The sequence below is a fragment of the Eubacterium multiforme genome (genome assembly GCF_030813415.1).
In the GTDB taxonomy this organism is placed as follows: Bacteria; Bacillota; Clostridia; order Clostridiales; family Clostridiaceae; genus Clostridium; species Clostridium multiforme.
Genome location: NZ_JAUSUF010000001.1, coordinates 668,935 through 683,997, shown reverse-complemented (window position 1 = coordinate 683,997; position 15,063 = coordinate 668,935). Strand labels below are relative to the sequence as shown.

Here is a 15,063-nt window from a genome sequence, read left to right as displayed (position 1 = left end):
AAATTTATAAAAATTCATAAAGGAGGGAAATGATTTGAAAAAAGAATTTAAAGTAAATGGAATGACCTGTGCATCCTGTTCAAGTAGAGTTGAAAAAATTGTAAATAAAATGGATGGCGTAAATAATGCAGTAGTAAATCTTGCCACGGAAAAGATGACAGTTAATTATGATAAAGATAAAGTTAATGTTTCTGATATAGAAGAAAAGGTTAAAAAGGCAGGTTATGAAGCTATTGAGATAAATAGTGATTCTATAGAAAATAAAAATTATAAAATAAGTGGAATGACCTGTGCATCCTGTTCAAGTAGAATTGAAAAAGTATTAAATAGAACAGAGGGTGTTGAAAATGCAGTAGTAAATCTTGCAACAGAGAAGGCTACTATTAAATATGATAAAGATACAATCTCATCAGAGGATATTATAAATAAAATTAAAAAAGCAGGTTATGGTGCAGAGGAGTTAGAGGATGAAACTTCATCAGAAGCTCATGGGCATTTTAAAATTAATGGAATGACTTGTGCCTCTTGCTCAAGTAGAGTTGAAAAAGTTATTAATAAATTAGATGGTGTAAGTAGTGCTACTGTAAATTTAGCTGTTGAAGATATGAATGTAAAGTATGATAGAAGAAAAATATCAGCTGAAGATATAGAAAATGCAGTTAAAAAGGCTGGATATGAAGCTATTGAAATAAAAGAAGACAACAAAGATGATAATAAAAAAGAAGGGGAAGAAAAAGTAAAGAAGGCTAGAAATAGATTTGTTTGGTCTTTAGTTTTTGCAATTCCTCTTATGATTATTTCAATGGGACCTATGATTGGAGTTCCTGTTCCTAGCATTATAGATCCAAATATTAATCCATTTAATTATGCTTTTATTCAATTAATATTAGCATTAATAATAATTTTTATAGGTAGAGAATTTTTTATTCATGGATTTAGAAACTTATTTCATTTAAGTCCTAATATGGATACTTTAATTACCCTTGGAAGTAGTGCAGCTACCCTTTATGGAATATATGCTTTAGTTAAGATAATTGGTGGAGATGCTCATTTTGCACATCATTTATATTTTGAATCAGCAGGTATGATTGTTACATTTATAAGTCTTGGTAAATTTTTAGAGGCTATAACTAAAGGTAAAACATCAGATGCAATAAATAAGCTTATGGGTCTTGCACCAAAGACAGCTACGATAATAGTTGATGGAAAAGAGAAAACAGTAGGAATTGAAGATGTTAGGGTTAATGACATTATATTAGTAAAACCAGGAGAGAGACTACCAGTTGATGGAGAAGTTGTAGAAGGAACAACAAGTATAGATGAATCTATGCTTACAGGAGAAAGTATTCCAGTTGATAAAAATCCAGGAGATGAAGTTTTTGGAGCAAGTATTAATAAGTATGGAATGTTTAAATATAAAGTAACTAAAGTTGGTAAAGATACAGTTCTTTCAAAAATTATTAATTTAGTTGAAGATGCTCAAGGTACAAAGGCACCAATTGCAAGACTTGCAGATGTTATTTCAGGATACTTTGTACCAGTAGTAATTATTCTTTCAATAGTATCAGCTCTTGCTTGGCACTTTATTGGAAATGAAAACTTAGAATTTTCATTAAATATATTAATATCTGTTCTTGTAATAGCTTGCCCTTGTGCTTTAGGATTAGCAACACCAACAGCTATTATGGTAAGTACAGGTAAAGGAGCTGAAAATGGAGTTCTTATAAAAAGTGGAGTTGCCCTTGAAGAGGCTCATAAAATAAATACAATTATATTTGATAAAACAGGTACAATTACTGAAGGAAAACCAAAGGTAACAGATATTTTAGGAATTTCCATTAAAGATGATGAACTTCTTAAAGTTGCAGCAGCTGCTGAAAAAGGCTCAGAACATCCTTTAGGAGAAGCAATAGTTAATGAGGCTAATGATAGAAAAATAGAATTACCTCCTGTAAAAGATTTTGTATCAATTCCAGGAGAAGGAATTAATACAACTATTGAAAATGAAAATATTGTTATTGGTAATAGAAAGATTATGGATAGAAATAATATTGATATTTCATCTATTGAAGAGAAGGCTAATAATTTTGCAAAAGAAGGAAAAACTCCAATGTTTGTTGGAATTAATGGAAACCTTAGAGGAATAATTGCAGTTGCAGATACTGTAAAAGAAAATAGTTCAAAGGCAGTTAAAGCACTTCATAATATGGGAATTGAAGTTGTTATGCTAACTGGTGATAATAAGGGAACTGCACAGGCAATTGCAAATGAAGTTGGAATTGATAGGGTAGTATCTGATGTATTACCAGAAGGAAAGGCAAATGTAGTTAAAGAAATACAAAGTGAAGGTAAAAAAGTTGCTATGGTTGGGGATGGTATAAATGATGCACCAGCACTTGTAACTTCAGAAATTGGTATAGCTATTGGTTCTGGAACTGATGTTGCAATAGAATCAGCAGATATTGTACTTATGAGAAGTGATCTTTTAGATGTTGTTACTGCAATTCAATTAAGTAGGGCAACAATTAAAAATATAAAAGAAAATTTATTTTGGGCATTTGGCTATAATGTTTTAGGGATACCAATTGCTATGGGTATACTAAAATTATTTGGAGGACCGCTTTTAAATCCAATGATTGGAGCTTTTGCAATGAGCTTAAGTTCAGTTTCAGTTTTATTAAATGCTTTAAGATTAAAGAGATTTAAACCAAAATTTTAAAAGACAAAAAATAAATTTATATAAACTAAAGAAATAAGGAGTGATTGTTATGACAAAATTTGAAATTAAAATTGATGGAATGGGATGCCAAAAGTGCATAGATAATGTAGAGGAAGCTTTTGCAGGAGATCCAAGAGTAAAGGGATATGAAGTAAGAATTGGAGATGCAATTGTATATGGAGATTTAACTAAAGAAACTGTAAAAGAAATAATTGAAGATGCAGGATATGATTTAAAATCAATTAAAGAAATTAAATAAACAAAAAAAGAAGCAGCTTTTTTAAACTGCTTCTTTTTTGTTATTCAAATATATTTAAATCAAACTTTTGAGAGAGATCTTGTAGTAGATGCATTCCAGCAACGCTATTGCCTTTTTTATCTAATGCTGGACTAAAAATTCCTATACCATATCTTTTAGGAACAACAGCTAATATTCCGCCGCCTACACCACTTTTTGCAGGAATTCCAATATGAACTCCAAAGGTTCCAGATTCATCATATAATCCACAAGTAACCATTAAAGATTTTACTATTGTGGATATTTCCTTGGAAACTAATTTTTCATTATTCCAAGGTAATACACCATTATTAGCAAGTACAGCTCCAAGTCTTGCAAGACTTAATGCATTAACCTCTAAGGAACATTGTTTAAAGTAAGAATCTAAAACTTCTGAAATTTCACCTTTAATCATGTTGTTTCCTTTTAAATAGTAAGCAAGAGATCTATTTATATCTCCAGTTTTCTTTTCTGATAAATAAATTTCTTCATTTAATCTTATATCAGGATCATTAGTAATCTTTTTGAAAAATTCTAATATACGATTACTTCTTTCCTCTGTAGTAGCTGCCTTTACTAAAGAAGTAGTAGTTATTGCCCCTGCATTTACAAAGGGATTAGTTGGCTTATTTCTATGATTTATTTCCATGTTTAGTATTGAATTAAAGGCAAATCCAGTTGGTTCTGTATCTATATTTTCAAATACTGTGTCTAAACCATTGTCTAAAGCTGCAAGTATAAGAGTTGGAACTTTTGAGATACTTTCAATTGCAAATCTTGTATCATATTCCCCTGCAAAATATTCTTTATTATTGTTTTGTAAATCTATAATTGCAATGCCTAGTTGATTTGGATTTATTTTTGCAAGAGCTGGTATATAAGTAGCTACATGCCCATTTTTTATATACTTTTTGTTTTGTTCTACTAAATCATTTAATAATTCGAACATAAAATCACCTCTATAATTTTGATTAGATTTAAAATATATTATAAAAATAACCAAATTCACTATCACTAAAATGAGCATAGCATTTAAAAAATAGTTATTCAATTAACTAACTATGAATTTTAATTAAGATATTTCTTTAATTCTTCATTTATATCTATTACTTTATTTTCATAATCTCTATTTGTAAAAATTTCTTCTGTAATTAGAAGTTCTTTTCTTAAATCTTTTTCTATTTTAGAAAAACTTTTCATATAAAATAAAGTTTGGTTAGTTAATTTATTTTCATAGCTTATAATTATATTGTCATATTCATCTTCTAAATTTTTTAATAGGTTTTGGATTTTTAATTTACAGTCATTTAGGTGGTGGAGCCTTTTTTCTAAAGAATGTATTTCTAAATCAAAGGAGAATTTTTTATTTAAGGCTTTTTTTGCAAGGGGTATATTATTTTTCTCTATTGCAAGTTTAATTTTATTATGAAGTTCAAGGGATGTATCTTTAAGCCATTCCATATCTCCAGTTAAAATTGATAAATTATCTAATAAATTAGAAAAATCCTTTGATCTAGCATCTAAAATAGTTTTAAAATTTATTATTTCTTCATATTTTTTTATTGATAGCCTTCTTTTAAAGTTTAATTTTTTTAAAATCTCCATTAATACCTCCAAGAATTTAAGAATATTACTTATATAATTACTATATGAATTATTAGTGATATAATGTTTATATTAAATATAGGCTTTTTCTTGTAATAAATTTGATGATAGATTAAAATTAAATTTGAAGTATAGTGGGGAAAGTTATAAGGAGTGATTTTAAATGACGAATGAAAATACTATGGGTCAATTACTAGACTCTTATGATGTAAAGAGAATTAATAAAGGGGACATATTAAATGGCAGAGTAATAGATGTTAATGATAAAGAAGTAACAGTTGACATAAAATATGCCTTTGATGGAATAATCTCAAGAGAAGAACTTACAGCAGAGGATAAAAATCCATTAGATGTTGTAAAACCAGATGATGAATTTAAGGTTGTAGTTCTTTCACCAAATGATGGGGATGGATTTGTAAAGTTATCAAGAAAGAGAGCTTTATTAAAGGAAGAAAGAGAAGAAATAAGAAAAGCTTTTAAAAATGGAGAAATAATAAAGGTTAATGTTTCACAGGAAGTTAAAGGTGGATTAGTTGCATATTATGGCTCAATTAGAGTATTTATACCAGCATCCCTTGTTTCAAGAGAAAAAATAGATATAAAGACAGTAGTAGGAAAAGAATTAGAAGTTAAAATAATAGAGTTAGATTTTAATAATAATAAAGTTGTAGCTTCAAGAAGAGTTATTGAAGAGGAAGCTTATGAAAAGAAGCAAAAGGAACTATGGAAAGAACTAAAAAGTGGAGAAAAGAGAAAAGGAATAGTTAAAAACATAGTTAAGTTTGGAGCTTTTGTTGATATTGGTGGAATACAAGGATTAGTCCACATAAATGATTTAGCTTGGGAAAGAGTTAAAAGAGTTGAAGACGTTGTTAAAGTTAATGATGAAGTTTGTGTTTATGTTGGAAATATAGATTTAGAAAATAGAAAAGTATCATTAATATTAAAGGATGTAAATGAAGAACCATGGACAGTTCATGGAGATTCAATAAAGACAGGAGATACTTTAAGTGGAAAGGTTGTAAGACTTACAAGCTTTGGTGCTTTTGTTGAAGTATTTAGTGGAATAGAAGGATTAGTTCATATTAGTGAAATAACTGATGAAAATATAGCTAAACCAAGTGATGTCCTAAAGATAGGTCAAAATGTTAAGGTTAAAGTATTAAATGTTAATAAGGATGAGAAAAAGTTAGCATTAAGTATTAAAGATGCAGTAGAAAAGAGCAATGAATATTTACAATATGTAGATAGTGAAGATGAAGGAGTAAGTCTTGGAGACTTATTTAAAGATTTATTTTAATGAAAAAATTTAATAAATAGTTTATGAATTTAACTCTTTAATGTTACTAGAATCCGTTATTTCTAGTAACATTTTTTTATTTTAAATAATATAAAAGGAGGTGAATTAGTGAAAAAATACATATATAATATAAAAAAATTTATTTTTATTCAAGTTATATGTTATGGAGTAGTTACATTATCAACTGCATCCATTCCATATATTCAAAAATTATTTTTTGATTCTATAACTAAAGAAGGAAAAGAATATTCTTTAATTATTCTAATTTTAGCTTATGCAGTATGCAAAGTGTTAGAGTCCATATTTTTGTACATAGATAATATATATGTTTGGAAAGGTGCATTAGAATTTGAAACTTCCTTAAAAAAAGATTTTTTTAGATCAATATTTAACTATAATTTTGAAAAGTTTTCAAAAAAAGATATTGGAGAATACATATCAATTCAAGGTAATGATATAACTGAACTTGAACAAGATTATTTAGAACCTCTTATAGATATAATTAAGTCTATAAATATGATTATTATTTATGGAATTATTTTATTTATATGTGTTGATTTTAGAATTGCTATAGTTATATTTTTAGGTTCTATTGCTACTATATTAGTACCAAGATTTACATGGAAAATTTTATCAGAGAAAAGAAATGAATATTTAGAAGAGATGAGCTTATATGTATCTACAATTAAAGATTTTCTACAAGGATTTAAAGTTATTCAAAGAAAAACTAGGAAAAATATAAATATGGAACATGAAAAAGTTCTTAATAAAACAAAAAATAAAAGATTTATTTATGGTAAATTAAAGTCATTAACAATGATGATTGAGGATTTTAGTATGAATATTTTAAGTATAGTTACTTTTGTTATTACTGGAATATTATTATTTAAAGGAGAAATTACAGTAGGTACGGGAGTTGCAACTTTAGGATATGTAAATTGTTTTATAAGTCCAATTAATTCTATAATGTATGATATAAATTCAGTAAGTTCTTTAAAAAAAGTAAAAGAAAAAGTAATTTCATATATCAATGCAAGGGGAGAAGAAAAACCAATATTTAAGAAAAAGTTTAATGATAAGATTGAATTTAATAATGTAAGTTTTACTTATAAGGATTTTTCTTTAAAAAATATTTGTTGCTCTTTTGAAAAAGGTAAAAAATATGCAATAGTAGGTCATAGTGGCTCTGGTAAATCAACATTAATAAATATTCTAATGTCATATATTAAAGCAAAAGATGGTAATGTCACAATTGATGGTGAAAATTTAAATTTAATTGATACTTCAAATATTATTTATTGTATAAATCAAAATGAACATATATTTATAGAGGATTTTATAAATAATGCAACTGTATTTAATTCATATTCAAAGGATAAAACTAATGAAGTTATATCAAATTTTGATGTAAAAATGATAGATTCAATAAAAAGTAAGAATAATTGCCAATTATTAAGTGGTGGAGAAAAACAAATGTTAGGTATGATTAGAATGCTTACAGCTGATACAGAAATATTTATTATGGATGAGCCCTTTTCAGCAGTTGATTTAAAAAATTCAAAAAAATTACAAGATTTTTTATTTAATTTAAAGGGGAAAACTGTAATTATGGTTACACATAAATTATCTAATAATTTAAATGAATTTGATGAGGTTATTCTTATGGAAAATGGTGAAATTATAAAAAAGGGAACTTATAAAGAAATTAATGAAACAGAGGAATTTAAAAAATTTCAAAATTGCTAATATAATACATAAATTTAAAGTTTAGAAAATTTTATTAACTTAATAAAGCTTCTTTAATATGATTTTAACACATGTTAAAGAAGCTTTTTTTATTATACTCTTTCTATTTTTAACATATTTGTTCCGCCAATATGAGTTGTTGGCATACCAGCTGCAATTATTATTTCATCATTTTCTTTTACAAAATCATAGGTTTTAGCTCTTTGCTTAGCTTCTGCTATTATTTCATCAGTTGTATTAAACATTTTACATTGGGCTGGAATTACTCCAAAGTTAAGGGCTAATCCTCTCATTACGTAATCAAAAGGTGTAATTGCAATTATTGGAGGTTTTGGTCTATATTTTGAAAGAAGCTTTGCAGTTGCACCACTTTTTGTTGCAGCAACAATAGCTTTTGCACCTATTGCATAGGATGTTTTACAGGCTGAATAACTTATTGCATCAGCAAAGGATGTATTTGATGGTTCTGGTTCTTTAGAGAACAAATGACTGTATTCTAAATTATCTTCAGTTTCCTTTGCAATTTTAGCCATAGTTTTTGCAGCTTCTATTGGAAAGATTCCAGAGGCACTTTCCCCACTAAGCATAATTGCATCAGTTCCATCAAAAATTGCATTGCATATGTCACAAGCTTCAGCTCTAGTTGGTATAGAATTTCTTATCATAGAATCTAGCATTTGAGTTGCTGTAATAACTATCTTACCAGCTTTGTTACATTTTTTTATTATTTTCTTTTGAATTATTGGAACTTGTTCTATTGGTATTTCAACTCCCATATCACCTCTAGCTATCATTATGCCATCAGCTACTTCTATTATTGAATCTATATTATTAACTCCTTCATGATTTTCAATTTTGGCAATTATTTTAATTTTAGATTCTCCTTGGCTTTCAAGTATATTTCTTATATCTAATATATCAGATGCCTTTCTAATAAAAGATGCTGCAATAAAATCAACTTCATTTTTACATCCAAATATTATATCTTCTTTATCCTTTTCAGTAACAGAAGGAAGATTTATGCTAACATTTGGAACATTTACTCCCTTATGGTTTTTTATAGTTCCACCAACTTCAACTATGCAATTAATCCAGTTATCTTTTATATCTTTAATTTTAAAAACTAAAAGACCATCATCAACTAAAATAGTTCCTCCAGGTTTAACATCTTTATAAAGATCTCTATAAGTAATTGAGCATTTTGTATTATCTCCAAGAATTTCTTCGCCACATATAAAAGAAAAATTACTTCCTTCTTTTAAAATGGCTTCATCACCTTTAAAGTTATGTGTTCTAATTTTAGGGCCTTTAACATCTAATATAATGGCAGTAGATGATTTCATTTCTTCCCTTAAACTTTTAATCAAATCAATTTTTTCTTTGTGAGTTTCGTGAGTTCCATGAGAAAAGTTAAGTCTTGCAGCACTCATACCTATTTTTATGAATTCTCTTAAAATTTCCTTTGAGTCACTTGCAGGTCCAATAGTAAAAATCATTTTAGTTTTTTGCATAAAATTCACCTCGCAAATTTTTTTATTAAGAATCCTATAGTACAACATCTATTAGTATATACAAATTTCTACAAATTAACTTTAAAAAGTATAATTTGATTATATTAAAATGTGATACTGTGTTATACTAAAATTATCCACAATATAATTTTATCATAAAATAATGGGAGGTAGATAAAAAATGGCAATTTTAGAAAATATTGAACCAAAGTTAGTTTTCAAGTATTTTGAGGAGATTTCAAATATTCCAAGAGGTTCAGGAAATGAAAAGGGAATAAGTGACTATTTAGTTTCATTTGCTAAAGACCTTGGACTAGAAGTAATTCAAGATGAAGTCCTAAATATTGTTATTAAAAAACCTGCATCAAAGGGATATGAAAATGCTCCAGGAGTTATACTTCAAGGCCATATGGATATGGTTTGTGAAAAAAATAAGGACACTGTACACGATTTCACAAAGGATCCAATAGAATTAAAGGTAGATGGAGATAATATATATGCAAATGGAACAACTCTAGGTGGAGATGATGGAATAGCAGTTGCATATTGTATGGCAATATTAGCTGATGATACTATAAAGCATCCAGCACTTGAGGTTTTATTAACTATAGATGAAGAAACAGGAATGACAGGTGCTGAAAATATATCACCAAAGTATATTGATGGAAAAATATTATTAAATATCGATTCAGAAGAAGAAGGAGAACTTTTAGTAAGCTGTGCAGGTGGTATAAGAACTAGAGCAATAATGCCAATTACATGGGAAGATAAATGTGATTGTCAAGAAGCTTTAGAAATTAAAATAAAAGGCTTAAAAGGTGGACATTCAGGAAGCGATATAACTAAAGGTCGTGCAAATTCAAATAAGTTAATGGCAAGATTATTAAAGGGGATTTTTGATAAATATGATATAAAACTTGCTTATATAGAAGGTGGAGCTAAAGATAATGCTATTCCAAGGGAAGCAGAATCAATAATAACTGTATCAAAAGAAGATATTAACAATGTAAAAAATGAAGTTTCTAAATTTGAAGAAATGTTTAAACATGAATTTAAGATTCAAGATCCAGATTTAAGTATAGAAGTAATAGAACATAAAGGAACTAAAAAGACTTTTGATAAGGAATCAACTAGAAATATAATAACACTTTTATATCTTTACCCAAATGGAATAAATACAATGAGTAAGGCAATTCATGGCTTACCTGAAAGTTCAACAAATATTGGAGTTGTTGAAACTAATGGAGATATAGTTAGAATAGCTAGTGCTGTAAGAAGTTCAGTTCCATCATTAAATGATGAAATAGTTTTAAGAAGTAAGACTTTAACAGAAATGTTAGGTGGAGAATTAATAACAGAAGCTCCATATCCAGCATGGGAATATAAAGAAGAATCAAAAATAAGAGAAATATGTAAAGATGTATACAAGAAAATGTATGGAGAAGAACCAAAGGTAGTTGCAATTCATGCAGGAGTTGAATGTGGATTATTTGAAGAGAGAATAGGAAACTTAGATATGATAAGTTTTGGACCTAATATTTATGATGCACATACTCCACAAGAACATATGAGTATAAAATCAGTTAAAAATGTTTGGGAATACTTAATAAATGTATTAAAGGAAATAAAATAATATATTTTTATAAATATTAGAAAATTAATTTTAAAAATACTCACCTTAATTTTAGGTGGGTATTTTTTTACATAATGAATATTATTAAGCCCTTTTTAATATATTTTAATGAAGTAATATTTTAGGAGGGGTAAAATGGGATACACAAGATATAATTATAAGCCAAAAAAAAAGCCAGGGGGAAACTTTTTCCTTGGAGGAGTAATAATTATACTTTTAGCTATAGTTATAGGTTTACTTCTTGGAAAAGTTTTGTTCCCAATTGGTGATGATAAAAATAAAGCAACAGTAGAAAATAAAGAAAATGATAAGATAAATGTTAATGAAGAAGAAAATAAAGAAAGGGAAACTTCTGCTGAAGTTGTAAATACTGAAGAAAAAAAGATATTTACTATTATTCAATGTGGAGTTTATAGCAAAAAAGACAATGCAGAGAAATCTTTAGATGAAATTCCTTCAAGTTTTAATAAGTTTATAATTGAAGAAAAGGAAAAGTTTAGAGTTATAGCTGGAATTTATTCAAAGGAAAAGGGAGATAAAATATCTGAAGATTTAGGTAAGAAAAAAATAACAAATGTTAAAATAAATTGTGATTATTCTATTAATAATAAAGAAGAAAAAATCACCTATGAAATTATTACAGGATTTATGAAAATTTTAGATAAGCTAGATAATACTCAGGTAAGAAGTGTAAATACAACAGACTTTAAAAAATGGACAAGTGATTTATTAAAAAATCCAAATAATAAAATAGAAAATGAAGACATTGAAATTTTAAAGAAACATATAGAAAAATTACCTAAAGAACTGGATAGAAAAGGGGCTAAAAAATCTTTGGAATTTATATATAAAATCCTCATAAAACATAGAATGTAGGCAATTCTTAAAAAAAAATTAATTTGCTTTTTATAGCTGGTTTTTACTTGTTTATGAGCTTATAAAATGATAAACTATATTAGGTGTAGTAATCTTTTGTTTAAAGAATACTACACCTAATATTATTTGAAAAATGTGATCATTTATCTATGGATATATTAAAAGTACAAAAGATAGATTACATATTTTTTACAAAGAGGGATATTATGAAGTTTATTTTAGCATCAGCCTCTGCAAGAAGGCAGGAACTACTAAAAAGAATAGTAGATAATTTTCATGTTATAGTCAGTGATTTTGACGAAGAAAATGTGAATTTTAGAGGAGACATTAATAAGTATGTTGAGGAAATTGCATTAGGAAAAGCTAAGGCTGTTCTTAAAAATGCAACTGATGATGACATAATAATATCAGCAGATACAGTCGTTTCTTTTAATGGTAATATATTAGGGAAACCTAAGGATGAAGAAGATGCCTTTAAAATGCTAAGAATGCTTAGCAAAAATACTCATGAAGTTTACTCTGGAGTTTGTATAATAAACAATAAAACAAAAGAAATGTTATGTGAAAGCTTTAAGACAGAGGTAACTTTTTCAGAAATTAGTGATGACCAAATAAATGAATACATTAAAAGTGGAAGTCCTCTTGATAAAGCGGGAGCTTATGGAATACAAGATAACGGAGGAGTTTTCGTAGAAGGAATAAGAGGTTGCTACTATAATGTAGTTGGGTTACCACTTAATGCAACAGATAAGATGATTAAAAGAATAATGAAATAATTTTTATAGGGGATGGGTATTCTAATAAAGATAAGGAGAATTTTAGTGAATAATCTTAAAATATTAGATATGCCAGAAGGTGAAAGACCTAAAGAAAAATTATTAAGATATGGTGCAGAATCTTTAAGTAATCCAGAATTATTAGCAGTGATTTTAAGAACTGGTATTAAAGGAGAGAATGTATTAAATTTAAGCCAAAAAATAATTACAGAACTTGATGGATTAAATGGCATTTTAAATGCATCTATGAAAGAAATGACAAAAATAAAAGGTGTAAAAGAGGCAAAAGCATCGCAAATACTTGCAATTGCAGAACTTTTTAGAAGGTTTAATACCTATAAATCTTTTAATGAAATTAAGAGAATTAATTCACCTAAGGATGTTGCAAATATGCTATGTGGTGAAATGGGAACAGATAATCAAGAAGTATTGAAATTAATAACATTAAATACTAAAAATGAAGTTGTTAAAATTAAAGATATTTTTAAAGGCAGTTTAAATTCTTCTCTTGTTCATCCAAGAGAGATATTTAATGAGGCAATAAAAAATAGTGCAGCTTCAATAATAATATGTCACAATCACCCATCAGGAGACCCAACTCCAAGTAGGGAAGACATTAATATTACTACCAGAATTAATGAAAGTGGAAAGATAATAGGGATTAACCTTATTGATCACATTATAATAGGTAGAAATAATTACGTAAGTTTAAAAGAAAAAGGAATATTATAATCGAAAGGGGAATGAAAAATGGGATTTTTCGGAACTAGTAAAGACATGGGAATAGATTTAGGAACAGCTAATACACTTGTATTTGTAAAAGGTAAAGGTGTAGTTCTTAGAGAACCATCAGTTGTAGCTATAAACAGCACAACAAGAAAACCACTTGCAGTTGGTACAGAAGCAAAGATGATGATAGGTAGAACACCAGGAAATATAATTGCAATAAGACCACTTAGAGATGGTGTAATTGCAGATTTTGATGTTGCACATACAATGATAAAATCATTAATAGAAAAGGCAGCAAGTAAGAGTGCATTTAAAGCACCAAGAATAATAGTATGCTACCCTTCAGGAGTAACTGAAGTAGAAAAAAGAGCTATTGAAGAAGCAACTAAGCTTGCAGGAGCAAGAGAAGTTATACTAATGGAGGAACCAATGGCAGCAGCAATTGGAGCTGGACTTCCAGTAAGTGAACCAACAGGAAGTATGATAGTTGATATCGGTGGAGGTACTACTGAAGTTGCAATTATTTCACTTGGTGGAATAGTTACAAGCAGATCACTAAGAGTTGCTGGTGATGAATTAGATCAATCTATAATAGCTTACATTAAAAAAGAATTTAACTTAATGATCGGTGAAAGAACTGCTGAACAAGTTAAGATGGAAATAGGATCAGCATATAAAGTTGATGATGAAGAAAGAAATATGGAAATCAAAGGTAGAGACTTAATTACAGGATTACCTAAGGTAGTAGAAATAACAGAAACACAAATTAGAGATGCTCTAAAAGAGCCAGTATATGCAATTATTGAATCAATTAAAACAACACTTGAAAAGACACCACCAGAACTTGCAGCTGATATAATGGAAAAAGGAATAATGTTAGCAGGTGGCGGAGCAATGCTTAAAGGACTAGATGTTTTAATAATGAAGGAAACTAATATGCCTGTACATATTGCAGAAACACCATTAGATTGTGTTGTTCTAGGAGCTGGAAAAGCTTTAGAAGATTTCGACAAAATTAGTAAGGAAGATAGATAGAGACATGAAGCGTCTTAAGAACAAACTGGCAGTAACTATAATAGTGCTGTCAGTTGCATTTTTAGGATTAATTATTTTTACTTTCCAAAATCCTAATAAAGATATTGTTGAAAGTGGTGCAGGTGCAGCATTAAATCCAATACAAAAAATTGCATATACGGCTAATTCAAAACTTAAAGAATTCGTAGACTTATGTTTAAACTTTTCAACAGTTAAGGCTGAAAATAAAAGTTTAACTGTTGAAAATGCAAAATTAAAAAAACAACTACTTGAATATTCAGAATTAAAAGCTCAAAATGATGAATTAAGAAAAGTATTAAAATTTAAAGATTCAAGAGATGATTATAATTATGTAGCTACTAATATTATAGGATATAGTGGAGGAAATATATTAGATGGTTACATTGTAGATAAAGGTAAAAATGATGGTATAGAAAAAGGTATGATTGTTATAGCTGCTGATGGATTGGTTGGTCAAGTTACTTCAGTTGCTAGTAATTGGTCAATAATAAAGAGCATTTTAAATGAAAATGTTGCAGTAAGTGTTAAAGTTGAAAGTACTAAAGAAAATACAGGGATATTAAGAGGCTATAGAGAATCAGATGGAACTTCTGTATGTAAGGTTGAAAATCTTCCAATGGATTCTAACATAAAAGTTGGAGACACAATAGTTACATCAGGCCTTGGACAAATATATCCTAAAGATATAATGATTGGAAAAGTAGAGTCAGTTGAAGAAGACAAGGTTAATGTAATGAAAAATGCAGTTGTTAAGCCTAATGTTGATTTCAATAAACTTGAAGAATTATTTATTGTAGTACCTAAAGATAAACGTAATATTAAGTATTAAGAGGTG

Annotated in this window: 13 protein-coding genes; 10 read left to right on the top strand and 3 right to left on the bottom strand. The window is 28.0% G+C overall.

Annotated features, from left to right (window positions below):
• Positions 1-34: 34 nt before the first annotated feature.
• On the top strand, positions 35-2,719 hold the full coding sequence (locus tag J2S18_RS03145; protein WP_307483099.1) for a heavy metal translocating P-type ATPase: 2,685 nt from the start codon (positions 35-37) through the stop codon (positions 2,717-2,719).
• A 49-nt stretch (positions 2,720-2,768) separates the two neighbouring features.
• Positions 2,769-2,978 carry a heavy-metal-associated domain-containing protein gene (locus J2S18_RS03140; protein WP_307483097.1) on the top strand — a complete coding sequence of 70 codons (210 nt, stop codon included), beginning with the start codon at positions 2,769-2,771 and terminating at the stop codon, positions 2,976-2,978.
• Between the two features lie 40 nt (positions 2,979-3,018).
• Here J2S18_RS03140 and glsA read toward each other — a convergent pair whose 3' ends face one another.
• Together glsA and J2S18_RS03130 are read right to left on the bottom strand one after the other, a co-directional pair.
• Positions 3,019-3,945, bottom strand: coding sequence for a glutaminase A (glsA, locus tag J2S18_RS03135; protein WP_307483095.1), 927 nt, complete (start codon positions 3,943-3,945; stop codon positions 3,019-3,021).
• A 119-nt stretch (positions 3,946-4,064) separates the two neighbouring features.
• Positions 4,065-4,601 carry a hypothetical protein gene (locus J2S18_RS03130; protein ID WP_307483093.1) on the bottom strand — a complete coding sequence of 179 codons (537 nt, stop codon included), beginning with the start codon at positions 4,599-4,601 and terminating at the stop codon, positions 4,065-4,067.
• A gap of 163 nt (positions 4,602-4,764) precedes the next feature.
• Between J2S18_RS03130 and rpsA the strand changes: the two genes are divergently transcribed.
• Positions 4,765-5,901 carry a 30S ribosomal protein S1 gene (gene rpsA / locus J2S18_RS03125; protein WP_307483092.1) on the top strand — a complete coding sequence of 379 codons (1,137 nt, stop codon included), beginning with the start codon at positions 4,765-4,767 and terminating at the stop codon, positions 5,899-5,901.
• Between the two features lie 108 nt (positions 5,902-6,009).
• Complete coding sequence (locus J2S18_RS03120; RefSeq protein WP_307483089.1) at positions 6,010-7,647, top strand: ATP-binding cassette domain-containing protein; 1,638 nt, start codon at positions 6,010-6,012, stop codon at positions 7,645-7,647.
• Between the two features lie 92 nt (positions 7,648-7,739).
• Here the strand turns inward: J2S18_RS03120 and pyk are convergent, their stop codons facing one another.
• A complete protein-coding gene (pyk, locus tag J2S18_RS03115; protein WP_307483087.1) occupies positions 7,740-9,158 on the bottom strand; it encodes a pyruvate kinase in 1,419 nt (472 codons plus the stop codon).
• A gap of 181 nt (positions 9,159-9,339) precedes the next feature.
• Between pyk and J2S18_RS03110 the strand changes: the two genes are divergently transcribed.
• From J2S18_RS03110 to mreC, 6 genes are all read left to right on the top strand, one after another.
• Entirely contained in the window at positions 9,340-10,791 is a 1,452-nt protein-coding gene (locus tag J2S18_RS03110) for an aminoacyl-histidine dipeptidase (protein WP_307483084.1), read from the top strand.
• 135 nt (positions 10,792-10,926) lie between these two features.
• A complete protein-coding gene (locus J2S18_RS03105; protein WP_307483080.1) occupies positions 10,927-11,667 on the top strand; it encodes a hypothetical protein in 741 nt (246 codons plus the stop codon).
• A gap of 206 nt (positions 11,668-11,873) precedes the next feature.
• Complete coding sequence (locus J2S18_RS03100; protein WP_307483079.1) at positions 11,874-12,443, top strand: Maf-like protein; 570 nt, start codon at positions 11,874-11,876, stop codon at positions 12,441-12,443.
• A gap of 12 nt (positions 12,444-12,455) precedes the next feature.
• Entirely contained in the window at positions 12,456-13,175 is a 720-nt protein-coding gene (gene radC / locus J2S18_RS03095; protein WP_307483074.1) for a RadC family protein, read from the top strand.
• Positions 13,176-13,193: 18 nt separating this feature from the next.
• Positions 13,194-14,207, top strand: a complete 1,014-nt coding sequence (locus J2S18_RS03090; RefSeq protein ID WP_307483071.1) for a rod shape-determining protein — start codon at positions 13,194-13,196, stop codon at positions 14,205-14,207.
• A 4-nt stretch (positions 14,208-14,211) separates the two neighbouring features.
• Positions 14,212-15,057, top strand: coding sequence for a rod shape-determining protein MreC (gene mreC / locus J2S18_RS03085; RefSeq protein ID WP_307483069.1), 846 nt, complete (start codon positions 14,212-14,214; stop codon positions 15,055-15,057).
• Positions 15,058-15,063: the final 6 nt, after the last annotated feature.

What these genes read in the sequence shown, in the direction of transcription:
- J2S18_RS03130 (WP_307483093.1), bottom strand. Translation starts at nt 4,601, where the DNA reads ATGGAGATTTTAAAAAAATTAAACTTTAAAAGAAGGCTATCAATAAAA.
- mreC (WP_307483069.1), top strand. Translation starts at nt 14,212, where the DNA reads ATGAAGCGTCTTAAGAACAAACTGGCAGTAACTATAATAGTGCTGTCA.
- J2S18_RS03105 (WP_307483080.1), top strand. Translation starts at nt 10,927, where the DNA reads ATGGGATACACAAGATATAATTATAAGCCAAAAAAAAAGCCAGGGGGA.
- radC (WP_307483074.1), top strand. Translation starts at nt 12,456, where the DNA reads ATGGGTATTCTAATAAAGATAAGGAGAATTTTAGTGAATAATCTTAAA.
- J2S18_RS03110 (WP_307483084.1), top strand. Translation starts at nt 9,340, where the DNA reads ATGGCAATTTTAGAAAATATTGAACCAAAGTTAGTTTTCAAGTATTTT.
- rpsA (WP_307483092.1), top strand. Translation starts at nt 4,765, where the DNA reads ATGACGAATGAAAATACTATGGGTCAATTACTAGACTCTTATGATGTA.
- J2S18_RS03100 (WP_307483079.1), top strand. Translation starts at nt 11,874, where the DNA reads ATGAAGTTTATTTTAGCATCAGCCTCTGCAAGAAGGCAGGAACTACTA.
- J2S18_RS03140 (WP_307483097.1), top strand. Translation starts at nt 2,769, where the DNA reads ATGACAAAATTTGAAATTAAAATTGATGGAATGGGATGCCAAAAGTGC.
- J2S18_RS03090 (WP_307483071.1), top strand. Translation starts at nt 13,194, where the DNA reads ATGGGATTTTTCGGAACTAGTAAAGACATGGGAATAGATTTAGGAACA.
- pyk (WP_307483087.1), bottom strand. Translation starts at nt 9,158, where the DNA reads ATGCAAAAAACTAAAATGATTTTTACTATTGGACCTGCAAGTGACTCA.
- glsA (WP_307483095.1), bottom strand. Translation starts at nt 3,945, where the DNA reads ATGTTCGAATTATTAAATGATTTAGTAGAACAAAACAAAAAGTATATA.